Genomic DNA, 24727 nt, shown 5'->3' with positions numbered 1-24727 from the left:
GTTATTGGCGGTATACAAGTTGGCCTGAGTGACTGATAAATGCAAAAAAACCGGATTAAAAGTCAGCAGAGTCAGGTAATTAATCAAATGATTAGTATTGGTTGATTATTCGTCTTTTTTTATATTTCAGTTCAAGCATATAATTTTTGTGAATTATTAATTTTGTAAATACCGGGAGCTTTATATGAATCGATATGTGTTATGTTCTCTGCTATTTATCATATGGCTGACCGGATGCCGGTCAGAGTCCGGGAGCCTGGCGCTCGGAATGCTGGAACGTGACCGGATAACCCTGAAAGCAACCGCTGCTGAAATCATCAGAAGTTTGCCGGTAAAAGAAGGGCAGACCGTAAAAAAAGGTCAGGTTCTGGTCCGGTTGGATACAAGAAATCAATTAGCTGTTTTAGATCAGGCAAAAGCTGAACAAGCGAGGGCTACAGCTTATTTGCAAAAGCTTACTAATGGTGAACGTCCGGAAGATGTTGCTGCTGCACAGGCCAAAGTATTTCAGACCAGAGCGATTTATCTGGAAGCTGAAAAAAATTATCAGCGCAAGAAAGAACTGGTCAGAAAAAAACTCATTAGTCAGTCGGAAAAAGATGCGGCACAAGCAACGAAAGATTCCGCTCAGGCATCATTGCGTTCAGCCAGAGAATCATTTGCAAAGCTGACTGCCGGAGCCCGGATTGAAGACATTGAGCAAGCGAAGGCTTCGCTGGCAGCAACAAAAGCCGAAGTGACGTTACAGACGCAAAAATTACAGGAACTGACCATTGTCGCGACCCGGGATGGCATTATTGATTCATTACCTCATTATCTCGGAGAACGGGTGAGTGTGAACAGTACGTTAGCAGTTATTCAGGCCAATCGTATTCCTTATGCACGAATCTATGTCCCGGCCCGTCACCGGATTCAGTTTGTTCCCGGTAAGCGGGTCGATGTTCATGTTGATGGAAGTTCGGTTGTATATCAGGGAACAGTTCGCTGGGTGGCTCATGAAGCCTCATTCACTCCTTACTTTGCACTGACAGAAGACGAGAGAGCCAGGCTCATGTATCTGGCTAAGGTGGATTTGGATGAATCCGCAGCAGATTTACCGTCCGGGTTACCTGTTCAGGTGGATTTGACCGGGAAGGAGCGTGAGTGATGACGTTACCGGCAATTATGGCTGAAAATGTTGTGAAGCAGTTTGGCAACTTTACTGCGATTGATGACATTAATCTATCTGTCCCCAAAGGTTGTATTTACGGCTTTCTCGGCCCCAATGGATGTGGTAAATCAACGACGATCAGAGTCCTGACCGGATTGCTTCGCCCCACATCCGGGCGGGTGAATGTTCTTGGGCTGAATATACCAGGCGAGGCTGAGCAGCTAAGGCTGAAAATCGGATATATGACGCAAAAGTTTTCTTTATACGATGACTTAACGGTTGAAGAGAATTTGCAGTTTATGGGGCAGATTTTCGGTATGCGAACAAATGAACTGAACCGCCGGGTAAGTGAGCAATCACATACATATGGACTGGATCAACGCAGAAAGCAGCGTGTTTCCGGTATGAGCGGCGGGCAGAAGCAGAGACTTTCACTGGCTGCTGCGACAATGCATCGTCCTGAATTGTTATTTCTTGATGAACCAACCTCTGCCGTCGATCCGGAAAACCGCCGCGAGTTTTGGGAGCAGTTGTTTGATTTGTCTGCGCAGGGGACAACCATTCTGGTCACGACGCACTATATGGATGAAGCTGAGCGTTGTCACCGGCTGGCCATTATGGATTCAGGATTTATCCGGGCTGATGGTGAACCAGAAAAACTGATGGCTGATATGGGGGTCAATGTGCTGGAAGTGCAGGCACCGGAACTTCGTCGTCTGAAAGAGAAGCTGATTTCTTTTCCACAGGTTCGTTCAGCCGCTCAGTTAGGTGTGCGCCTTCGGGTTTTGATCTATCAGGATGTGACAGAGCCTGTCTCATGGCTCCGGCAATCATGTTCTGAGTTATTGAATGCGGAAATATCTATGGCCCGGCCCAGCCTTGAAGATGTATTTGTTACTGTAACAGGGGAGGGACGCCAGTGAGTCAGTTATTGCGGATGAAAGCTGTGATGATGAAAGAATTTCGTCAACTCTCGCGGGACAGAATCACTTTCGGGATGGTTGTGATGATCCCTTTAATTCAGCTGCTTTTGTTTGGATTTGCCATCAATACTAATGTAAGGCATGTGCCGGTTGCTGTTGTTGATCAAAGTGGAAGCCAGATTGGCCGCCTGATTACTCAGACAATCAGTGTCACGCAGGTTGTTGATGTTAAAGCGTATTATGCAACGACACAAGAGGCTGAGCTGGCGATTCATCAGGGAACTGTCCGGGCTGCACTGATTTTGCCTGAAGACCTTTCCCACCGGGTCGATCAACAGCGAACTTTAGGCCAGTGGATTGTTGATGGCTCTGATACCATGATCAGCTCTGCGATTATGCGGCTGCAAAGTGTACCAATATCGCAGGATGGTGTTGCTACAAATTCAGATCAGCAGAAAACATTTGATGTCGCTCTTTACTACAATCCCAGCCGCCGCTCTGCAGTTAATATTGTTCCGGGATTGTTAGGTGTCATTCTGACGATGACGATGATCCTCTTCACCAGTGCTGCAATTGTCAGGGAACGGGAACGGGGAAACCTTGAATTGCTGATCACAACACCTGTACATTCGATTGAGCTGATGGTTGCGAAAATCGTCCCTTATATTTTCATCGGTCTGATTCAGGTCATCATTATTCTTGGATTAGGATACCTGATTTTTGATGTACCGGTGAACGGTGCTTTGAGCCAGGTCTTGTGGGGAACATTGCTGTTTATTTCAGCCAGCCTGACACTTGGACTGGTGATTTCAACCATAGCAAGTACACAATTACAGGCAATGCAAATGACCGTTTTTATTTTGCTGCCATCCATTTTGTTATCCGGTTTTATGTTTCCTTACGAAGGCATGCCGACAGAAGCGCAGTGGATAGCCGAAGTCTTACCGGCAACGCATTTTATGCGAATGATCCGCGGTATTGTCCTTCGTGGTGCTTCATTGGCTGACTTGTGGAAAGATGCAGTTTGGATGGCCTGTTTTACGGTGATTGGCCTGTTAGTTGCGTCTGCCCGGTTTAAGAAATCTCTGGACTGAGGACAGCCCGTTCATTGCCGGGCTGTCTTTGATAACAAACTATGATTATGTTGGGCTAGAGCGTGTTTATCTTTCATCGCCGTTCCTGCTGGAGGCTATGAAAGATAAACACGCTCTGGGATTTTACTGAATCAGAATATCTGCGCCGTGTTCAGTTTTGTGAATTGTCACCTGCCGGTAATCCTGAATACATTCGACATTCATTAGCATATCGGGTGTTGCATGGGTTAATAAGCCGATGACTGTGCTTTGGGCGGCCAGTCCCGATTTTACGCCCGCAATCGCATCTTCAAAGACAAGACATTCTGCGGGTTGCAGGTTCAGCCGCGAAGCTCCCAACAGATAAGGTTCAGGGTTGGGTTTTCCCTGTTTAATTTGATCAGCTGTAATTAATATCTGTGGCCGGGGGATTCCCGCTGCTGCAATTCTTGCCTGTGCAACCGGCTCACTCCCGGAGGTAACGATAGCCCATGGGATCTGTTTTTCTGTCAGGTTGTTTAACATTGAAATGGCGCCGGGCAGCGGTGTAATTCCTGCTGTATCCTCTGTTTCCTGTTTCTTCAGCCATTCAATCTCACTCTGGATGATGTCCGGTTTACCGGCCAGTAATTCTGCGACTGACTCACTGGCCGGACGGCCATGAATCACACTTAAAACCTCATCAGGAACCAGACCGTGTCTGAGAGCTAAAGCTGACCAGCTTCGGTTAACCGCGGCCATTGAATCAATCAGGGTGCCGTCAAGATCAAACAGGCACCCCTTGCAGGGAATGGTTTTCACATCGTCTCCGGGAATATCAGTAAAGAGTGAACTTACTGTACCTGTTGAGAGAATAAATGCATACCCTTATGTGTTTGTTGCTGTTCACGCACCGGGGTATAAACCCAGCCACCCCGGTGTCGGATCGCCTTTGACTTCACCAAAGTAAAGTGCAAATGTTTGACGCCAGAGTTCAACTTCTTCTCTGTCACGCATGAAGGCCGGGAAGCCCTCAAAATTGGCATTCGGGTAATCCCAAATCGGAACTAAACCATTTGATGGTTTGATATCGGTTCGTACCGACCATGTTCTGTTACTCTGGAACTCTTCAGAGATGATCCAGTTCATATATAGTTTGGCAGCTTCCATATTCCGGGCATTTTTCACGATGGCTGCGCGTTGGCCCCAGGCCATAAATGGCGCAGATTCAGGTAAAACCCATTGAAGGTTGCTGTCAGCACTGGTGACAGGAGACCCTGACGTGCCGATACCCACGAGTTTTTCTTTTTGGCGAATGGCAACGCCAGGTGTATGTGAACCACGTTTAAACGAGATATCCTGCTCCGCCATGGCAGCCAGCCATTCCCGGCCATAAGTTTCTGTATAACATTTATACAGGTAGGCGACAGCATCATCATCATGTGGATAGGCAGAGGCAATGCTGCCGGACCATGCACCACTTGCCAGCACTTCCGGTGATGCCGGGGCGTTTGAGCCAAGAGCATCTTTGTCGACAACAAAACTGAAGGCAATAATCATGGCGGCAGTCCATGCACCATCACAATCTTTTAAAGTCGGATAAACTTTGTCAAAACCAGCAGGTTTGTAGCAATGAAGCCGGTCCAGATATTTCCAGCGTTCAAATTCTTCCAGGAGCTGAAGCTGAACGACATCGGGGATCACATTGCCCGTTTCGAATTGATTATCATATCTGACGTTATGATATTTACTGTAGTCCACCACGATATTCAGATTGATATCAGGGAAACGCGCTTTAAATGCATTACGGACGAAATCTTGTTGCCCGTCATAATCTCCGCCGGCGTAGATTGTCAGGTTGCCGCCTTCTGCCAGTGCTGCCTGATATATTTCATCCAGTGTTCTGGTTTCCTGCTCAGCACTTTGTGTTGAAATCAGGTTGCTGTAGCCAAAGACTTTGCTGGTACTTAAAGCAACAGATGCTCCAACTGAAGAGGCCAGAAAATTCCGGCGGCTAATTTGGAATTCTTGCTTTTTTTTACTCATCTCTGTGATCCTTTTATGACGCTGTTTATGAACTTTTTATTCAAATTAAAATAAATTTTATTTATTTTAACAGAGTATGGTTTATACCCCATTGCTTCTGGTTGTTCTGGCGTATTAATTATTATGACTTTTTATTTATTATACTTGTGTGGTGATATTCAGAAAAATATATCAAACTATTTTAAAGAGCAATATTCATGATTTTTATTTTTCGATATCATTAAACGGGAAAATAGTCTGTAAAATAATATAAATATATTTTTATCAATTAAATATAAGTAAGTTTTTGCCATTGATCGCAAATTTCAGTGGGTGAAGGGATGTATAGCGTATAAGTGTTTTGTACTTGAACAAATTATCTGAATGACTTTATCAGAATGATTGATGTGATTTTTTCGTTAAAACATAGCCTTGTGTGGGGTTTTCAGAGATCGCCAAACGATCTGAAGGTAGATGACTCAGTATCAGTTGAAAGGTGTGGCTCGGGGAAAGTGAGTCATGAGTATACCTCTGAATCAGTTTTTATATTTTACAGGAGTATATTTGAGGGATGATTCAGGTATTAATGGTTTATATCTGTGATAACTAAATAAAACAAGATGGGTTGTATTCCTGAAAATAAAAATTCATAGTGAATTTGATTGTATTCCTGATAATAAAAGTTCATGGTTTTTATATGTAGTTTATTGTTTTTTTTCTTATGAAAAACATGATTTAAAGTGAAACACTCTCTGGTGGCTTGTGATGCATCACCAGAGAGTGATTATATTCCTGTACACATGAATCATGCACTATCAGATTATTTGGGGATAGCTGTTTTTGCTTTTTGTTTACGGTAATTGAGCAGCCATCTTTGATTCAGCATACGGCAGAAGTAAAGCCCGCCACGGAGCCACCAATCAGCAAACATCCCAAGCCAGACACCATAAACACCGAGTTCAAAGATAATGCCCAGTAAATACCCAATCACAACCCGGCAACCCCACATACTGGCAATCGCCACATACATACTATATTTAACGTCTTTTGCACCTTTAAAGGCTGAAGGCAAGACAAAAGAAGCGGCCCATACAGGCAGCATTGCCCCATTCAGATACAATAGCCTGACAACGACTTCGATGACTTCCGGATCACTGGTATAACAGCGGGCTATCGATTCCGCCAAAGGAATACTGAGCACACCAATGATTGCCAGTAAACCTGTTGCGACCCAAAAAATCAGACGCATTTCCTGCGTGGCTGTTTTTGGACGGTCTTGCCCCAAACGTTTACCCACAAGCACTGTTGAAGTCATGGACAGTGTATTGCCGGGAATGTTAAGCAATAGTGTGATTGAGAAGGTAATAAAATTCCCGGCCATGGCAGCGGTACCCATCCCGGCGACCATCATTTGAGTCAGCAGTTTTCCGAAATTAAACATGATCGACTCGATACTGGCCGGAATTCCGATACTCAGAATCTCTTTTAAAACCGTGCGCTGAAAGGGCTGGAAATAAGCTTTAAAAGATACATTTAAAGTATGGTTTCGCGCCAGAGAGGTCAGAATCATCATGGCACCAATCCACCGGGCGATTGTGATACCAACCCCGGCTCCCTGAAGTCCCATGCCCTGCCATGTTCCGATTCCCCATTCGCTGAAACCATAAATCAGCGGATAACTGATAAGGATATTGAACACATTCATCAAAATATTACTGATAGCAGGTAAACGAGAGTTACCAACAGCCCTCAGAACTCCACTTCCGGCAAAAAGAATCGCCAGTGCCGGATAACTGAATGAAATCGTTTTTAAGTACATTTCAGTTAGCTGAATGACTTCATGTTCTGCGCCATACGCCACCACAGCAAGCATTGACCGGGCAAACAGATGGATTAGCAGGCAAGCAAATAAACTGAACACGATATTCAGGTTGATGGCGTGTACAGCGCCCTGAACTGATTGTTTTCTGTTATGTTTGGCGAAACTCTGAGCAATAAAAACCGAGCCGCCGAGTGCCGTTGCGCTTAATAAAGAGATGACGATAAATGTAATACTATCGCTGACTCCGACGGCTGCGGTATCAGCTTTACCAATCCGGCTGACGAGGATCGTGCTGACCATTCCCATCAGTACAACACAGGTGAGTTCGATAGTGATGGGCCATGCGAAGGGGGCGATGTCGCGTTTCAGCAGAACTTTATGCCGGTAGCGAAAACGGAGAGAATGGAGCCGGGAGGGTGCCGGCTCTGTTTGAGACTGATGCTCAGGATGAGAAGAATTGTTTGATTCGTGAGGGTCTTCTGGCACATTAATTCCTTTCTGTTACGGCATGAATTTCTTCATCACTGACGGTTTGGTTATAAATAACGTCAAGATCGTAAACAACTTTAATTTCCCCGTTGATCTTTTGATCGCCATGCAAATAGCCACCGGTTGATATTGCAACAGGGATTTTGTGATAAATGCCCTGACGGGCCGCTTCCAGTGCGACTAATGCATAAGGTGTTGGATCATCCAGACGGGTGTAACGATGATGTGAATCCGGCAGGAAATATCCGCGGTGATAATGTTTTTCCACCAGATTGTGACCAACCTGTTCTGCCAGTTTTCTCAGCGCCTTATTATTCGTCAGGCGTTCAAGTTCCAGTAAAGCAAATACCAGATAAGGTGAGCAAAGCTCAGTTTTCGGAGTGAGGCTGACAGGTTCCAGTGTTTGTAAATCGAGTTTCCCCAGTTTAAAGCAGGAGAACATTTTTGCTGTCAGGGTCCGTAAATCTGCATTTTCACTTAAAGCACTGGCTCTCACCAGTGTCAGTAAATATGCAGGATCGGTTGGTTGCCGTTTCAGTTCGGTTCCTTTATCACCATAGTAGCCATCTCTCGGGAAAACATATCCTGTCATATCCTGACCACTATTCCACATCGGGATAATTTCATTGGTCGATTCATCCCATGCATAACGGAAATAGGCATTAATACCTTCAATGGCCCATTCTGTCAGTTCTTCATCTGCCAGAAAACGGGCACATTCAAGAATAGCGAGTGGGTTGTCAACGACAACCGGCCAGCTGTCTCTGAACAACACATTAGCCTCGCGCGCAATTTCGCCAAACTCTGGTCCAAACTGACGTTTTGCCCTGTCACCAAACCAGGAGAATGTGTTCCGGTCGTCATCCGGGATTGGTTCGCGCTGGAGCGGTGATGAAAACTGATAGACCGGCATCCGTGTCTTTGGATGTCGTGCCAGAACAAACTGATGATATAAATGTTTAGCCCACTTGATCGCATTTTGGTCCCCACTGTATTTATAGTAGTGACATGCCGCATAAATCAGATCTGTGGATGCATTCACGAATGTTAAGCCAATGGTTTCGGGCAATTCCGGCCAACGGTTGGGGTTGACGACTGGCTGGGGTTCTGTTTGTCCGAATATATTTTCGGGGAAAGATTTCCCATATTCACCATGGCGGCTGAGGTCCAGTTTACGCCAGTCAAGAACATGTGCTGCCCAGAATCCCTGCAGATATTTTCTGGTGGTTTCAGGGGCAACCTGATGTAAGAGTTCGTAATAAGGAAAATGGTGTTTGAGTTCGTGGACACATTCTTTACTGGCCGGACCTTCGATATTTCCTGTATCCCGGTGAACAAACCGGTGCCCTCCCCAATGAAATAATCCACTCTCTTTATCGGTGTAATGGGTCAGGAAGTACTCCGTGGTCTGGTTGGCCTGCGCCTGATATTGCTCGTCCCCGGTAATCAGACTCATGGCTGATAATCCACGCATAAAATTTTGCTGGCTGGCAAAATTACTCATCGGAACCTGTTGACCATCGGGATAGGTCCAGTATACGGGGGTGTCATTTAAACTATCAATACCATCTGCAAGCAGAGGGGATGAGCTCGCCTGTGCCCGTGCATAAATTCGTTGATAATATTCTGTGAGTAATGGCAGAAAAGACGCTTGTGTGTTCATGGTTTTCTCCGGATCGTTCAGCGTAAAACATACATAGTGCAGGGAGCAGGGTATAACAGATGGTCAGTTAATATTTTTCTTATATGATTGAGGTTCTATTTTTTCCTGAAATTATTGTTTTGTTGTCAGGGGCAACAGACCCTGGGTTTTTATATTGATCGGTTTTTGTCTCATTTCAGATTGTTGGTGCAATGACTTTCGTTTCTGCAATTGAAGACTTCAATGAATAAATTTGTGTTCATCTTCACTGGCTGTAACGCCAGTCATGGGTATATAAAAAGTGATATAAAACAGCACCCCGGCAGTTGAGGGTGCTGTTGGTTATCGCATGACTAATTATTTAGCGATGCGGCGTAGTACACGGTTACCCCGGCGAATGAAGTTTTTCGCAGATTTAGCGGCATCAGACTGACCATAATCCAGATGCTGCATCTCTTCTTCAAACAGTTCCATTAACTGAGCATTATCAGTGTAGGCTGTTGGCAGAATAACCTGAGGCAGTGATTGTGCCATTTTGTAGCCCTGGAATGGTAAGCTTGTTTCATCCAGTTCTCCTGCTTTTTTCAAAGCAGCCAGACCGCTTGAACTCAATGGAACACCACGTGCCAGTCCCATTGCAACCACACCATCAGGATCGTTCAGCAGGAAGTTAACCAGTTTTGCTGCAGCTTCAGGGTGCTTAGTGTTACGACCCATAGAGAACATCATTGATGGGCGGGCCAGCAGACCTGAATCAGTTGCACCCGGAGCCATTGGGTAAGGACCTAACTCCATTGACTGAGGTGGTTCAAGGTTATCCGCATATTTTTTAATCGATGTGTTCCACATATACAGACCACCAAAGTGACCATCAATCCATGGACGCATTTCGTTCATGTTTCCTTTACCGTAAGAAGCAAACTCTTTGGTTGAAGGAAAGACATGATTGTTCACCATATCCACATAAATCTGGAAGAATTCCGTCATTTCTTTCGGTGACAGATTCAGCATATTTGTCTTGTGATTAATGACATCCTTTCCATATTTCTGGATAAAGATAGAACGGTTAATTGCAAAAACATCACGAGCTTCTACAACCAATGGATAGTAACCATCGCCCAGCTTGGCTTTAAATGCCTGACCAGCTTTGTTGAAATCTTCCCAGGTTGTTGGATATTTCACGCCAGCTTTTGCCCAGCTGTCCTTGTTATAGTAAAACACACGGGAAGTAATACTGACTGGCAACCCATTGACCTTACCTTTTACTGTAACCATATTCATTGGCTGTTTAGGGAAGTTGCCGATATGCAAAACATCCGCTTTTTGGCTCATATCATAGAAGCCTTTACCATCCCGGGAGAAGATTGGCAGCCAGTTCCAGTTGGTTTGCATGACATCTGGTTCTGTATTCCCGGCGACCTGAGTGGTCAGACGGGAAAGGTGACCGTTCCAGCCTGTATATTCACCTTTAACGACAATATCCGGATATTTCTCATGGAATTTTTCAAGAGCTTTTAATGTTGCCTGGTGACGAGAGCTTCCCCCCCACCAAGACATACGCAGCTCAGTTTGTGCAGTAGCAGCCGTCGCTGTCATTGTGCCGAGTGCAACCATGGTGAGTGTTGTTAACAGTCTTTTCTTAATCATGAGATAGCCTCCAAGCTATTTATTATTTTTGAATAGGTAGAGAGATGTTCACTTCTGTTTCTTTGTCAAAAATATGCGCTTTGTTCATATCGATCATGAAAGTTACATTTTTACGTAGCTCCATGTTCAGTTTTTCTTTCACATCGTCAATTGGTACACGGGCCGTGAACTCATTTTGTCCAATACCAAAGTAAACAAAAACTTCATGTCCCATGTTTTCCATCCGGATGACGTCACCCTGAATCGTTTGTACTGACTCGTGGTGAGTTTCTTCTGCTAATGACAGTGTGATGTTGTCAGGGCGGATACCTAAGACGGTTTTACCGAATCCATTATTGCGGATGTTTTGTACTTTATCTGCGGGTAAATGCAGCTTTTGCCCGGCAATATCAATGGCTAAGTCACCATCTTCCTCGATCAGGTTTACATCACTCATGTTCATTTCAGGCGCACCGATAAATCCTGCAACAAACATGTTAACCGGGTTATTGTAGAGTTCTTCCGGAGTATCAACCTGCATAATTTCGCCAAGTTTCATCACACAGATACGATCACCCATTGTCATGGCTTCTGTCTGGTCATGTGTCACATAAACAGCTGTTGCCGGACGTTTTTCTGCTTTCAGGTGCTTGTGCAGATCTGAAATCCGAATCCGCATTGAAGCCCGAAGTTTTGCGTCGAGGTTGGATAGTGGTTCATCAAACAGGAAGACTTCTGGTTTTTTGACGATAGCTCGTCCTACAGCAACCCGTTGTGCCTGACCACCGGAAAGTTGTCTTGGCAGACGATCCAGCAGCTCTTCAATCTCAAGAATTTTTGCCGCATCAGTGACTCGCTGGTTAATTTCTTCTTTCGGCAGCTTTTGTAACTTCAGACCAAAGCCCAGGTTTTGACGCACAGTCATGTGTGGGTAAAGTGCGTAGTTCTGGAATACCATGGCAATACCCCGATCTTTCGGCGGCAGGTTATTCACGACACGCCCGCCAATCAGAATCTCACCACCTGTGATATTTTCCAGCCCGGCTAACATCCGTAATGTTGTCGATTTTGCACAGCCAGATGGTCCGACGATGACCAGGAACTCACCATCGTTGATGGTTAAATCAATACCGTGAACTGCTTTAAATCCGTTTGAATATGTTTTCTCTAGTTTATTAAATTTTACTTCAGCCATTGTGTTATCTCCCCAAAATTAACCTTTAATACCGCTGCTAGTGACACCTTCAACAAAATATTTCTGTGACATGAAGAACACCATGATTGAAGGAATAATTGCTATAGAGGCCATTGCCAGAATCTCGTTCCATTTTGCGCCCTCTGTGACGTCGATAGACATTTTCAGTGCAAGAGCAATTGGATACTTCTCTACACTGGAGACATAAATCAACGGACCGAGGAAGTCATTGACTGACCACATGAACTGGAACAATGCAACGGAAATGATTGCAGGACGAATCACAGGAACAATCACATACCAAAGTACCTGGAATGAGTTACACCCGTCGATCATGGCAGCTTCTTCCATATCTGTTGGTACACCCCGGAGGAACTGAACCAGCATGAAGACAAAGAAGCCTTGTGTTGCAAATGCCATTGGCAAATAAAGTGGCAGATAACTATCTAACAGACCCATTTCACGGAACATCAGATATTGAGGAATCAATAATACTGACTGTGGAAGCAGGATAGTGGCAACCAGTGTTGCAAACCAAAATCCTTTCCAGGGAATTTCAAATCGTGCAAAAGCATAACCAACAATTGTTGAAGAAATTACCGTCAATACGACTTTAGGGATTACATAGGCAAACGTGTTAATGATGTAGTGTCCGAAAGTAAATTCCGTTCCGGTTTTCCAGCCGTTGATAAAACCTTCCCAGCTGATATGTTCCGGAATTAAACTCATGGACGAAAATATTTCATGATTGGGCTTCATTGAAGCTGAGAACATCCATAAAAGCGGATATAACATCAGAAGACCAACAATCAGAAGAACTGTATAACGAACAAAAGCATTAATTTTCTCGCGGCGTATTGTTCGTTCATTTTCCAGGTTGCGCTCAATGACAGCCTGATTTGAGGAAACTGTAGTTGAAGTCATGATTATTTACCTCCTTTGTCGCCAGAGTAGAACACCCAATATTTGGATGACCGGAATGTGATGGCAGTAAATATTGCCACAACAACAAACAGCGACCATGCAAGCGCACTACCGTAGCCCATATCAAAGAACTTAAAGGCAGTTTCATAAATATAGAGTGAAATCAGATAGGTGGATTTCATCGGACCACCACCAGTGACAACATATGGTGCGGTGAACTCCTGGAAAGCCTGAGTCGTTTGCATGATAAAGTTAAAGAAGATAACCGGTGTGATCAGTGGCACTGTTACTTTCATGAACATTTGCCATTTACTTGCACCATCAATCATGGCTGCTTCGTATTGTGATTTCGGGACATTTTGTAATGCTGCCAGGAAGATCACCATCGCAGAGCCAAACTGCCACGCACGTAACAACGTAATTGTAAACAGTGCAAAAGACGGCTCACCCAGCCAGCTAATCGGGTCAACACCGAAGAAGCCCAAAAACTGGTTGAGGACACCATCAATGGCGAACAGGGCGCGCCATAAAACGGCGATTGCAATACTACTTCCCAGAATAGACGGGATGTAATATGCAGTCCGGAAAAAACCAATACCTTTGAGATTGAAGTTCAAAAGAAACGCAATAAACAGAGCAAATGCGAGTTTGACCGGAATCGTTAAGAAAACGTACATGAACGTCACACTCATTGATTTCCAGAAGACATCATCTTCAAAAAGCATATATTGGTAGTTTTCGAGACCAATAAAATCCGGGGTTGTCATCAGATCGTAATTGGTAAAACTCATCAAAAACGATGACACAAATGGAAAGGCAGTAAACAATACCAACCCTATTATGAAGGGTGATAAGTATGCCAATCCCAGCTTGCGACTTTCATACATTTTCTTATCCTCGATTAATTAAAGATTACTTACTGAAAAGTAGGAAACAAATACCGGGTCACATTTCAGTTTCTGTGTTCATTAAACTAGGATGAAATATTAACTTCCACTGATTCATGTAATAATTGTGATCGATAATTATATTTTTTTTAAATTATCAATAAAAATAATGAAACGCAGTTTTATCTTTTTATATTGGTCTCATATAAAAATGAAAACCAATAGTGATTCAGGTCAATTTATTAATTATAATGTGGTTGCATATCAAGGTCTTTTCAAAAGAACAAGGTGTGTTTTTCTAATATCGACATAGATATTAAAAATATAAATAACTTGATTGAAATCAAAAAAATTAATCAAATTTTTAGTGATTGAATTATTAATAACCATGAAAAACGTTGTAAAATAACAACTAAATCCACGTATTGCAACGTCATGGTTTTTATCCTAATCTTCTGTTTTTATTGATATTATTATTAAATATCACATCCCCTGCTTTATTTGTCTTTATAGCTTAGTCTGACTTACGTTGTTTTTTTACTATCAACATCACTAAAAATGAAATCATCTGAATGAATGTAATTTATATATAATATATGCCATATGTTTTATATCATCCCGAGCTGTATTTAAGGTTGATCACAATTCAACTTTTTTTTAATTCTGACAATGAACTCTGGATCACATATTTTGTCTCCGGGTGTTTGATTTTTTAAGAATTTAATTAAATTGAAATCTCGAATCCGATAAAGTGAAATGGTGTTTCATTATGAAAAGAAAAATTTTAGTGTCCGCAGTGTTACTCGGTTTAACTAGTTTAGCTGCTCAGGCTGCAACTTTAGATGTTCGTCATGAATTTGTGCCGAGATATGATGGCCAGAAAGCATCACATGCTGATCGTTTTCAGGTTACTCATCGTTTTAAAAACGGGATTGGGTTTGGGCTTGAAGCAAAGTGGTCAAGCGGTAATGAAGATGCTTTTGGTGAACAAAAAGGTAATGGTAACCAGGCCAATGTCAGTTACGTTTACAAAATTAATGATAAGTGGTCATTGAAGCCTCAGTATAAATGGGAATCTAAGTCTGATCGTGTGGGTCATCAGTTTAACTTAACGTTGGGCTATAAAGTCAACAGCGACTGGTCAGTTTCGTTCCGTCACCGTTACCACTATGAAAACAAAGTCGATGCACGTAACGGTCATTACAACCGCTGGACATTTGGCGCGGGTTACGGTGGTGTTGAAAACTGGAAATTTGGTGCATCTCTTGATTACACATTTAACGAAGATGCCTCTGGTCCTCGTTGGGAAGACAAAAAATCCTGGTTCTCTGAGCTGAACTTCAAAGGGGAATATAAAGGTCTTGAGAGTGGCTGGCGTCCATATGCCGAGATTGGTTTCAAACCCTATAAATCTGGCGATAAATATGAGTTCAACGGTGATATGGTTAGTGCGAATGACAAATGGCGTCCTCGTTTCCGTGTCGGTGTGAAATATAACTTCTGATAAGCAAACCTCTTTTTCTCATTTCTTCATGGCTTATTCTGGTTGATTTCCGGAATAAGCCAGTTCTCATCAAGGTGGCTGATTATGAAAATAGCACAAGTCCCATTAGTACTTTCATCTGTTCTTGTTGTAGCAGCATGTAGTACTCATCAATCAACAGCGGACTATATCAAAAACAGTGATAACCTGACCTGGCAGGCAATCACATTCGGGCAATCAACGGATTTAAACTTCGGTTCAACGATTTTGCCTGAAAAAGTCGGGACAAATCAGGTGACTGTCAATGGTAAGCCGGTACAGGCTGGTCCGGTTGCGAACCAATTTACCATTGAAAGTCGTGGCGGAAAAATCGCCAACTCTCATGAAGGTGTAACTTTCTATTACACCAAATTGCCTACGGATGTGAATTTTACATTATCTGCAACGGTTGTTCTGGAGCAATTCGGGCCTGAAACCGGTTCAAGACCGAACCGTCAGGAAGGTGCAGGTCTGATGGTGCGTGATATTTTGGGTAAGCCAAGACTTAATCCTCAACCAGAAGGACTGGAAGAATTTCCTGCCGCATCCAATATGGTGATGAACCTGCTGCGGGCCAACAAAAAAGCGAATAATGGCTTAATCAATATTAACGCTGCCTATCGTGAGGGAATTTACCAACCATGGGGAACTGCGCATAACAAGATGAGCAAAAAAGAGTTCATCAAAGGCGTCACTTATGGAGAAAATAAACCATATCACATGACGCTGACCCGGACTGATACCGGTTATCAAGTGACTTATGATAATGGTACGGTAAACAAAAGTTACAATGTGAAAGGCGCAGATGCAAACATTGTTGAGATGCAGGATCCGGATTATCAATATGTCGGCTTCTTTGCTTCCCGGAATGCAAAAATTCATGTCAGTGATGTGAAACTGAAGCTTTCCGAAGCACATACTGTTGAGACTCCCCGGTATGTGCCTAAAGCGGTTGCGCCATTAATGCAACGTGCCTCATCTTCTGTTTCTACAGTGAATCAATATGTTATTCAGGCTCGTGCAAATTATTCAGGTTCATTCTCTGCGACTCAAAATGGCAAGGTGCTGGTAAAAGATCAGGCAGTTAAAGCCGGAGAAATGTTTAGTTATCCGACGAAGCTGACCCGGACAAAAACGAAAGTCGCTGTGACGTTTACACCATCGGAAGGGCCTTCTGATAAAACTATCACAGATGAATATACGGTTGTCAGAAAAGTGATTGCTAATCCAATGCGTTTGGTCGTAAATCCAAAAGGAACCAAAGGTCGTCTGGACCTGGCCACCGCCGTGAAGTTGTTACCTCCGGGTGGCACCATTGTTATGGAGCCTGGTGTTTATACTGATGAACTGACTATTCCTGTTTCTGCCAGTGGGACAGCCAATGCCCGTAAAACCCTGAAAGCCCGGAAAGGTGTAAAACTAACCGGGACTTACATGCATGAAGGGAACTACTGGAATGTATCTGAACTCGAGGTTGATGGTGCCAGAACAATCGTCCATGGCAGTCATAACAACTTTGATCACATGCTGACACATAACTCACCGGATACAGGTTTTCAGATTTCTTCCACGAAGAAGGTCGGTAAAGCATTGTGGGCGAGTTACAACGTGGTTCGTGACAGTGAAAGCTATAACAACATGGATAAACCACAAATCAACGCTGATGGTTTTGCTGTGAAAATGCGTGTGGGTGAAGGTAATACACTGATTCGCTGTGTCTCACACCATAACATCGATGATGGTTATGATTTATTCAACAAAGTGGAAGATGGTCCGAATGGTGCGGTGACTATTATTGACTCTGTTGCTTATATGAATGGTCAAACCATGAAGATGAAGAACAAAAAAGGCGGAACGAGAGGAAACGGTTTCAAACTCGGTGGGGAAGGTCTGCCTGTACCACATGTGGTGAAAGGTAATCTGTCATTCCATAACAGCATGGACGGATTTACAGATAACTTTAACCCAGGGACGTTTACTGTCGATGACAACGTTTCAATCGATAACAAGCGTTTCAACTTCCTGTTCCGTAAGAGTCCTTATTCAAGCAAAGTTAAACAGGGTACGTTTGAGAACAACCGTTCTTATCGTTTCTATGTGACCAGCCAGTATAGTGATGTTGTGAATGCGTTTAAGAAAGAGCACAACCACTTTATTTCTAAAGGTCATACCACAGATGAAAACGGCCACGAAATTCCGGCAATGAAACTGAATAAGCTGAAAAAAGCAGCGTATGTTTCATCCGGCACTGCATCTGCTTACAGCAAAGCGGTACAGAAGATAGAAAAAATTATCGAAAATGATAGCGATCTCAATTAAGTCATTGTAGATCTGGGGGCTGCTTCAATGACTTGAAGTAGCCCTTTGCTGATAATAAAAAAAACAGAGTTTACTGAAATTTAAGTCATAAATGATGCATTATGTGCCTGTAATACAGGAAATGATTGTTGTACTTTCCGGGGTGAGGATACAAGAATCATCTGTCACTTCATGGAATGAAGTTTTACAGGTGAGCAGTTGGTGTGATGTGTCGAAATTGAATTATGGAGGCAATTTATGATTTCATCTTACCAGAACAGAAGTGTTGGTCTTCAGCTTAAGCTTGCTATTATTTTTTGCTTACTCATTGGTTTCAGTTTCACCGCGACAATTGTTTACCAGAACGCATCGAAAATCCTGCTGCAATCCTCTCTCAGTGAACAACAATCCAAACTGAACGCAGTCGCTGAAACTGTCAGCGGACAGTTTAATGCTTATGTTGAAACCACCCGGATTTTGAGCTCAACATTTGAGAATGGTTATCTGGCTGGTTTTGAAGTCCAGAAAGAGATCATTGATTATGCCGGCCAGAAAATAAGAAACATCGATTTATATGGTTTGCCACTAGTCAATAATACTGATTTAGTTGATATCTTTACCGAAGACACCGGCGCTTTCGTTACTTTGTACTCTTCAACCGGCGATGCATGGTTCAGTATTGCCAGTTCGCAGAAGGATGGTGAAGACAAAAGAAATATTAATAAAATTTTAGATTCATCTTATCCGGGGTATCAAAAGCTGAAGAGTGGCCAGCCATATATTACGCAGGTGTCAATGTTTGGTCATACCTATATGACTTATTATGATCCGATTGTGGACGAAGATAATACTGTTGGTGCAATTGTCATGATTGCATTACCGGTTCAAAAAGCAACCGAAGCGATTTTGAATTCATTGAAAAATGTGCGTTGGGGAGACACCGGTGAGACGGTTGTTGCTGACAATCATACTGCGCGATTTGGTACCTATTTACTGGGCTCTGTTGACGGGACGGGGACTCAGAAGAAGATGACAGACTTTATTGATGCCGATGGAAAAAGACCATTTACCTCGATTCAGGGGTCTCAGGAAGGTATTTTACGTTTTCCGGTTGCAATCAACGGAGAACAAAAAGAAAGATACATGGTTTACCGGCAGGTTCCGGGCTGGAACTGGGTGTTGCTTGGCGGCACATGGACCAGCGAAATTACGCAGGATAGCCGGACACTGCTCATTATTATTGCTGCAATTTCAGTTGGCGTTGGATTTGCAACCTATATCCTGATGACCCTGATTATTCACCGGACATTAAGACCTCTGAAAAAATTAACTCAATATATGGAGCGACTTGGTGAAGGTGAGGTCAGTTTAAACATCGCTGTTGATGAAAAACCGTCTGATAATGAGATGACGATTTTATCTCAGGGCGTCAGAGGGATGGCGGCTCATCTCAATCAGCTTGTGGCACAAATACGGGAAACCAGTGGCAGAGTCAGCCAGCAGTCACTGAGTGTCGCCCATGATGCGGGTGCAAGCTTAAAACAGCTGGATGTTCAGCAGCAACAGGTGGAACAGGTTGTCACTGCGATTGAAGAGATGGCTGCATCGGCTGAATCTGTCTCCCAACAGGTTGAATCCATAGCTGAAAATGTCCGGGAAGCGAATCAGGATACGCAGTCCGGTCTTTCGGTTGTTGGTTCTGTTTGTGATAACGTTGCCGCATTGAATGAACAGCTCACGCGTTCATCTCAGGTCATTCAAAAACTGAGTGAAGAAAGTGAGAGTATTCATAGTGTGACACAAATGATCGATGAAATTGCTGAGCAGACCAACTTACTGGCACTGAATGCAGCAATAGAAGCGGCAAGAGCCGGAGATCAGGGAAGGGGGTTCGCTGTTGTTGCAGATGAAGTCAGAACTCTGGCGATGCGGACACAGACATCAGTGCAAAATGTTGTTGATATCATTAATCAGCTTAAAACTTCAACCAGTGATGCTGTTGCATCCACTGAACAAAGTCAGATGCAGGCGAATAAAGTGCTGGAAGAATCCCGGGAAGCCGGCACTGCACTTGAGTCAATTGCGATGCAGGTCAATGCGATCGCCTCTCAGGCTGAAGAGATCACGACCATTGTCGACCAACAGGCTCAGGTCTCTGTGCAGGTTTCAAATAGTGCTTCAGCAATTAGCCAGCTGAATCAGGAAAGCCGGGATATCAGCCTGAAAACTTCAGAAAGTGCTGAGTCTCTGGAGAAGGATGCCGAAGATCTGAAGATGCAGGTGGATTATTTCCACTAATACCTGTTCCTGATTGTACTCCGGCAGATATCGAACACTGCACGCATGACCCCAACCCTGAGGCTCCGCCGCGTCCTCACGGCGCGGAAGGTCTGCTTATCGAAATCTGCCTCGTTACCAGCGTGGCGCGTAATAGCTGTTTAGAGCGTGATGTTCTGTCATCACTTCACTCAAAAATAACAAAACCGGATAGTCTATGAGCTTATTTTCATTTTATGATGTGATTGTTTCTCAGGATGGAGAAGGTGACTTTTCTTCTGTCCGGCAAGCCCTTGAACATGCGCCTCAGGATAGTTCTGAATATGTCATTTTTATCCGCAAAGGGATTTATCAGGAAAGCTTTGAAATTAACCGTCCCCGTGTTGTTTTAGTGGGAGAAGATCGCGACCGGACCATTATTACGGCATCGGTTGCGAATGGTATGATTGACTCGTCCGGAAGAAAATTTGCGACCTTTGGCAGCCGGACCATCAGTGTCAATGCGCCAGATTTTTCAGCCCGTACACTGACGATTGAAAATGGGTTTGATTTTCCGGGGAATCAGAAAAAATCAGATGGTGATCCGACGAAGCTGACGCATACTCAAGCCGTTGCTTTACTCGTTGCACACAGGGGAGACAGAGTTCATTTACACAATATTCGCTTGGTGAGTTATCACGACACTTTATACCTTTATGCCGGCCGGACATATATTCATCAATCATTCATCACAGGCACTGTAGATTTCATTTTTGGCGGTGGAACGGCGTTATTTGAAGATTGTCAAATCGTCGCCAGAAACCGGGATGATGTGAGCTCTGACGAGCCATATGGTTATCTTGTCGCACCTTGTACATCTATTGATCAGGAATTTGGTTTTGTATTTAAAGGCTGCTGTCTTTCCAGAGAAGAGCGGGTGCCTGATGGAAGTTATGGTTTGGGCCGCCCATGGCATCCGACCACTCAGTTTGATGATGGTCACTATGCTGACCCGGATGCAGTAGGTCATGCTGCTTTTCTCTGCTGTGATGTCGATAAGCATTTATACGGCTGGGATAAAATGGGCGGACGGAATAAAAATCAGGAGACGATTTGGTTCTATCCTGAAGACTCCCGTTTTTGGGAGTACGGAAATACCGGGCCCGGTGTGGTTTCTGATAAGGGGCGTCCTCAGCTCAGCCCTGATCAGATGAAACGCTATACTGCTGATACGATTTTGTCTGGATGGCATCCAGAAAGTCAGGCTGAAGATCAATATGTGCTGCAAGGTACCGTTTCTTTGCCCGATCTGAGCTTTCCTGCCCATGTCGTTGTGACTGATAGTTGCGGCAAAACAACAAAGGTCCTGACTGATTCTGAGGGGCGGTATTTGCTGTCAGTGCAAGGGATGTTTCCCCCGTTTCTGGCGACGGTGCGTCAGAACGATCAATCGTGTTGCATCCGTGCTTTTGTTGCATATGCTAACTCTGGGATAATGACTGTTGATATAAACGCAGACACTGAAAGTCAGATTGCAAATTATGAAGCGCTCACTCGCTGTAGCTTAGCTGCAGAAAAACCTGTTGCCCCTGTGTCAAGGCAGCTCTGGAAGTAATCCTTTCTTTTTGATTCATCCTCATCTTACGTCGGCGGGATGCATGTCTTTACTTTTTGCCTGGGGCGTATTTATCTGCAATCAGGCAAAAGATCATATCCTTTTCTTATTTTCACCTTTCGGTATACAAAAAAGAACGTACTTTCATTTTAATAAATCATTGGTGTGATAACTTCGTGCTTCTTTCTTATCAAATTATGAGATCCCGGTAGAATTTTGATAAAAATATATATGATCAGATTAACAGATTTGTGCTTATAAAACATACAAAAACTTGATTGTTATTCTAACTATATGGTTTTTAAGTGTTTGTTTTAATTTTAAAGATATTTGATTAATTATCCCTTTGATTGTAAATTAACACTATTGGTATGACAAATGGGCCTGTAGATTATGAAACCTTTTCTTTGTTCTGATTTCTTACTCACAACTGATTTAGCGCAGCGTCTTTATCACGATGTTGCTGCTGACCTTCCAATTATTGACTATCACTGTCATTTACCACCTTTTCAGGTCGCAGATGATTACAAGTTTACAAATCTGACTGATATTTGGCTGCGTGGTGACCATTATAAATGGCGGGCGATGCGTAGTAATGGTGTTGATGAGCGCTTTTGTACCGGGGATGCCAGTGACAAAGAGAAGTTCTTTGCATTCGCAAAAACAGTGCCTGCAACTTTAGGAAATCCAATTTATCACTGGACTCATCTTGAGTTGCGTCGACCATTTGGTATAACAGGTGTAAACCTGAACGAAAATACAGCCGGGCGCATCTGGAATGAATGTAATGAAATGCTGGCAACGCCTGAGTTTTCAGCCCGTTCTATCATGCAGAAAATGAATGTGGAAATGGTGGGCACCACGGATGATCCGGTGGATGATCTGTCTGCACATAAAACCGTTGCTGCTGATAAGGCATTTTCAGTGCAGATGTTACCAAGCTGGCGTCCTGACAAAGCATTCAACATCCATCTGGATACTTTTGCCGATTATATGCATCAGCTGGGTTCGGTCGCGGATGTTGAAATCGATTCCTTTGACAGTCTGTGTGATGCGCTGACAAAACGTCTGGAGCATTTTGCGGCGCATGGATGCTGTATTTCTGATCATGCACTGGATACGGTTGTTTATGAAGAAGCGACAGATAAAGAACTGGATACGATTCTGAAGAAGCGTTTGGCTGGTGGTGATGTATCTGAGTTTGAAGCGGCTCAGTTTAAGACGGCTGTACTGGTTTTCCTTGGTAAAGAATACGCGAAACGGGGTTGGGTACAGCAGTATCACATCGGTGCAATGCGAAATAACAATCAGCGCATGTTTGACTTGCTGGGCCCGGATACTGGTTTTGACTCGATTAATGATGGACTGGTTGCTCAGCCGCTGGCAAAACTGCTGAATGCGCTTGATCGTGAAGACCTGCTGCCTAAAACCATTCTTTACTGCCTGAATCCGCGTGATAACGAAGTACTGGCTACGATGTGCGGTAACTTCCAGGGCGGTGGCACACCAGGGAAAATTCAGTTTGGCTCCGGCTGGTGGTTTAATGATCAAAAAGATGGCATGGAACGTCAGATGACACAGCTTGCGCAGCTGGGACTGCTGAGCCGGTTTGTCGGTATGCTGACGGACAGCCGTAGCTTCTTGTCTTATACCCGTCACGAATATTTCCGTCGTATCTTGTGTGAAATGATTGGTAACTGGGTTGCAAATGGTGAAGCGCCGAATGACTTCGATTTATTAAGCAAGATGGTTTCAGATATCTGTTACCACAATGCAAAACAGTACTTTGGTATTCAAAATAAAAAGTAACCTTAACCTGATTGGAATAACACAAATGAAGCAATTGAACAGAACCGATTTTGAAAATCGCAATTATCCTGAAAAAATTATCCAGTTCGGGGAAGGTAACTTTTTACGGGCTTTCCTTGACTGGCAAATCGACCACCTCAATGAACTGACAGATTTGAATGCCGGTGTTGTTGTTGTTCGTCCGATTGATAGTGATTTTCCACCAAGCCTGGATACACAGGATGGGTTGTATACCACATTTATCCGCGGGTTGAATGAACAGGGCAAAGCTGTTTCTGATACCCGGATTATCTCAAGTGTTACGCGGGAAATTTCAGCGTATAAAAATTTTGATACCTTGCTGGATCTGGCTAAGAATGAAGAGATTCGTTTTATCTTTTCTAATACGACGGAAGCGGGTATTGCTTATGTCGATTCTGATAAGCTGGCAGATACACCACCAAGCAGTTTCCCGGCTAAACTGACAAAAATGTTGTTTGAGCGTTTTACTCATTTTGATGGCGCAGAAGACAAAGGCTGGATCATCGTGCCATGTGAACTGATTGACTACAATGGCGATGCATTAAAAGCAATCATTCATCAATATATTGAATTATGGGATCTGCCTGCTGCGTTTGCCGTATGGGTCAACGAAGCCAATACATTTTGTTCAACACTGGTTGATCGGATTGTGACAGGCTATCCAAGAGATGAAAGTGAAGCACTGACAGCACAGATTGGCTATCAGGATACCTTTATGGTTTGTGCGGAGCACTTTTATCTGTTTGTGATTCAGGGACCACAGGAACTGAATCAGATGCTTTGTCTTGATCAGCTGAATGAATCACAGGCATTAAATATCAAAGTTGTTGATGACATTAAACCATACAAAGAGCGAAAAGTTGCGATCCTGAATGGTGCGCACACTGCTTTGGTCCCTGTGGCATTTCTGGCTGGTATTGATACGGTTGGTGAGAGTCTGGCGGATGAACAGATGGAAGCTTACCTTCAGTCACTCATTTTTGATGAGATTATTCCAACATTATCTCTGCCTGAAGATGAATTGAAAGGATTTGCGAATGATGTACTGAACCGGTTCCGTAATCCATATATTAAGCATCAGCTGTTGTCGATTGCTCTGAACAGTATGACCAAATATAAGACACGTATTCTGCCTCAGCTTGTGTCGTTCCAGCAGAAATATAACCGCTTGCCTGCACGTCTGACTTTCGCTTTGGCTGCACTTATCAGTTTCTATAATGGTCAGCGGGAAGATGGAGAGTTTCCTCTTGCTGATGACCAACACTGGCTGGATTTTTATGCAGATATCTGGGCGAAAGTAAATGCAGGTGATCTGAAAGTGAAAGCTTTAGTGGAGCAGGTTCTGGCAAATACATCACACTGGGGACAAAATTTGTCATTAATTGAAGGGCTGACAGAACAGGTGACTGCGAATATCGAAGCGATCAGGCAGTCTGGTGTTCGTCAGGCTTTAAGTCAGATTGAGGATTGA

17 protein-coding genes are annotated in these 24727 nt (G+C 43.7%); 9 read left to right on the top strand and 8 right to left on the bottom strand.

Going from position 1 to position 24727, the window contains the following annotated elements:
* The first annotated feature begins 184 nt into the window (after positions 1-184).
* The 3 genes from OCV29_RS13105 to OCV29_RS13095 are packed head-to-tail and all read left to right on the top strand — an operon-like array spanning position 185 to position 3167.
* The gene (locus OCV29_RS13105) at positions 185-1147 is read left to right on the top strand and encodes an HlyD family secretion protein (protein ID WP_073605705.1); all 963 of its coding nucleotides are present in this window, start codon (positions 185-187) and stop codon (positions 1145-1147) included.
* The gene (locus OCV29_RS13100) at positions 1147-2073 is read left to right on the top strand and encodes an ABC transporter ATP-binding protein (protein WP_073605706.1); all 927 of its coding nucleotides are present in this window, start codon (positions 1147-1149) and stop codon (positions 2071-2073) included. Before OCV29_RS13105 ends, OCV29_RS13100 begins: the two co-directional genes overlap by 1 nt.
* 14 nt (positions 2074-2087) lie before the next feature.
* Positions 2088-3167 (top strand): ABC transporter permease, encoded by a 1080-nt coding sequence (locus OCV29_RS13095; RefSeq protein WP_073605969.1) that lies wholly within the window; start codon positions 2088-2090, stop codon positions 3165-3167.
* A 123-nt stretch (positions 3168-3290) separates the two neighbouring features.
* Here the strand turns inward: OCV29_RS13095 and OCV29_RS13090 are convergent, their stop codons facing one another.
* The 8 genes from OCV29_RS13090 to OCV29_RS13055 all read right to left on the bottom strand — a co-directional run bounded on the left by OCV29_RS13090 (position 3291) and on the right by OCV29_RS13055 (position 13735).
* Positions 3291-3947, bottom strand: a complete 657-nt coding sequence (locus OCV29_RS13090) for an HAD-IA family hydrolase (RefSeq protein ID WP_281250471.1) — start codon at positions 3945-3947, stop codon at positions 3291-3293.
* An 84-nt stretch (positions 3948-4031) separates the two neighbouring features.
* Entirely contained in the window at positions 4032-5171 is a 1140-nt protein-coding gene (locus tag OCV29_RS13085) for an ABC transporter substrate-binding protein (RefSeq protein WP_073605707.1), read from the bottom strand.
* 799 nt (positions 5172-5970) lie between these two features.
* Positions 5971-7458 (bottom strand): EmmdR/YeeO family multidrug/toxin efflux MATE transporter, encoded by a 1488-nt coding sequence (locus OCV29_RS13080; RefSeq protein ID WP_084193495.1) that lies wholly within the window; start codon positions 7456-7458, stop codon positions 5971-5973.
* 1 nt (position 7459) lies between these two features.
* Positions 7460-9124 carry a pectate lyase gene (locus OCV29_RS13075; protein ID WP_073605708.1) on the bottom strand — a complete coding sequence of 555 codons (1665 nt, stop codon included), beginning with the start codon at positions 9122-9124 and terminating at the stop codon, positions 7460-7462.
* A 336-nt stretch (positions 9125-9460) separates the two neighbouring features.
* Positions 9461-10750 (bottom strand): ABC transporter substrate-binding protein, encoded by a 1290-nt coding sequence (locus tag OCV29_RS13070; RefSeq protein ID WP_084193496.1) that lies wholly within the window; start codon positions 10748-10750, stop codon positions 9461-9463.
* 22 nt (positions 10751-10772) lie between these two features.
* Positions 10773-11924, bottom strand: coding sequence for an ABC transporter ATP-binding protein (locus tag OCV29_RS13065; protein ID WP_073605709.1), 1152 nt, complete (start codon positions 11922-11924; stop codon positions 10773-10775).
* Between the two features lie 18 nt (positions 11925-11942).
* Positions 11943-12848, bottom strand: coding sequence for a carbohydrate ABC transporter permease (locus OCV29_RS13060; protein ID WP_073605710.1), 906 nt, complete (start codon positions 12846-12848; stop codon positions 11943-11945).
* 2 nt (positions 12849-12850) lie between these two features.
* Positions 12851-13735, bottom strand: coding sequence for a carbohydrate ABC transporter permease (locus tag OCV29_RS13055; RefSeq protein WP_261887332.1), 885 nt, complete (start codon positions 13733-13735; stop codon positions 12851-12853).
* Positions 13736-14504: 769 nt separating this feature from the next.
* Between OCV29_RS13055 and OCV29_RS13050 the strand changes: the two genes are divergently transcribed.
* From OCV29_RS13050 to OCV29_RS13025, 6 genes are all read left to right on the top strand, one after another.
* Positions 14505-15239: an oligogalacturonate-specific porin KdgM family protein gene (locus OCV29_RS13050; protein ID WP_073605712.1), complete on the top strand. Its 735-nt coding sequence runs from the start codon at positions 14505-14507 to the stop codon at positions 15237-15239.
* An 84-nt stretch (positions 15240-15323) separates the two neighbouring features.
* Positions 15324-17576, top strand: coding sequence for an exopolygalacturonate lyase (locus OCV29_RS13045; protein WP_073605713.1), 2253 nt, complete (start codon positions 15324-15326; stop codon positions 17574-17576).
* A gap of 237 nt (positions 17577-17813) precedes the next feature.
* Entirely contained in the window at positions 17814-19853 is a 2040-nt protein-coding gene (locus tag OCV29_RS13040; protein WP_073605714.1) for a methyl-accepting chemotaxis protein, read from the top strand.
* Positions 19854-20049: 196 nt separating this feature from the next.
* On the top strand, positions 20050-21426 hold the full coding sequence (locus OCV29_RS13035) for a pectinesterase family protein (protein WP_073605715.1): 1377 nt from the start codon (positions 20050-20052) through the stop codon (positions 21424-21426).
* A 393-nt stretch (positions 21427-21819) separates the two neighbouring features.
* Positions 21820-23235, top strand: a complete 1416-nt coding sequence (gene uxaC / locus OCV29_RS13030) for a glucuronate isomerase (RefSeq protein ID WP_073605716.1) — start codon at positions 21820-21822, stop codon at positions 23233-23235.
* A 25-nt stretch (positions 23236-23260) separates the two neighbouring features.
* On the top strand, positions 23261-24727 hold the full coding sequence (locus tag OCV29_RS13025; RefSeq protein ID WP_073605717.1) for a tagaturonate reductase: 1467 nt from the start codon (positions 23261-23263) through the stop codon (positions 24725-24727).

The sequence above is a fragment of the Vibrio aerogenes genome, from assembly GCF_024346755.1.
Taxonomy (GTDB): domain Bacteria; phylum Pseudomonadota; class Gammaproteobacteria; order Enterobacterales; family Vibrionaceae; genus Vibrio; species Vibrio aerogenes.
This window is presented reverse-complemented; position numbering and strand designations above follow the sequence as displayed.

Excerpts from the sequence above, each read along its gene's own strand:
- OCV29_RS13035 (WP_073605715.1), top strand. The coding sequence starts at position 20,050 with ATGAGCTTATTTTCATTTTATGATGTGATTGTTTCTCAGGATGGAGAA.
- OCV29_RS13075 (WP_073605708.1), bottom strand. The coding sequence starts at position 9,124 with ATGAACACACAAGCGTCTTTTCTGCCATTACTCACAGAATATTATCAA.
- OCV29_RS13025 (WP_073605717.1), top strand. The coding sequence starts at position 23,261 with ATGAAGCAATTGAACAGAACCGATTTTGAAAATCGCAATTATCCTGAA.
- OCV29_RS13060 (WP_073605710.1), bottom strand. The coding sequence starts at position 12,848 with ATGACTTCAACTACAGTTTCCTCAAATCAGGCTGTCATTGAGCGCAAC.
- OCV29_RS13100 (WP_073605706.1), top strand. The coding sequence starts at position 1,147 with ATGACGTTACCGGCAATTATGGCTGAAAATGTTGTGAAGCAGTTTGGC.
- uxaC (WP_073605716.1), top strand. The coding sequence starts at position 21,820 with ATGAAACCTTTTCTTTGTTCTGATTTCTTACTCACAACTGATTTAGCG.
- OCV29_RS13095 (WP_073605969.1), top strand. The coding sequence starts at position 2,088 with ATGAAAGCTGTGATGATGAAAGAATTTCGTCAACTCTCGCGGGACAGA.
- OCV29_RS13045 (WP_073605713.1), top strand. The coding sequence starts at position 15,324 with ATGAAAATAGCACAAGTCCCATTAGTACTTTCATCTGTTCTTGTTGTA.
- OCV29_RS13065 (WP_073605709.1), bottom strand. The coding sequence starts at position 11,924 with ATGGCTGAAGTAAAATTTAATAAACTAGAGAAAACATATTCAAACGGA.
- OCV29_RS13040 (WP_073605714.1), top strand. The coding sequence starts at position 17,814 with ATGATTTCATCTTACCAGAACAGAAGTGTTGGTCTTCAGCTTAAGCTT.
- OCV29_RS13055 (WP_261887332.1), bottom strand. The coding sequence starts at position 13,735 with ATGTATGAAAGTCGCAAGCTGGGATTGGCATACTTATCACCCTTCATA.
- OCV29_RS13070 (WP_084193496.1), bottom strand. The coding sequence starts at position 10,750 with ATGATTAAGAAAAGACTGTTAACAACACTCACCATGGTTGCACTCGGC.
- OCV29_RS13085 (WP_073605707.1), bottom strand. The coding sequence starts at position 5,171 with ATGAGTAAAAAAAAGCAAGAATTCCAAATTAGCCGCCGGAATTTTCTG.
- OCV29_RS13105 (WP_073605705.1), top strand. The coding sequence starts at position 185 with ATGAATCGATATGTGTTATGTTCTCTGCTATTTATCATATGGCTGACC.
- OCV29_RS13050 (WP_073605712.1), top strand. The coding sequence starts at position 14,505 with ATGAAAAGAAAAATTTTAGTGTCCGCAGTGTTACTCGGTTTAACTAGT.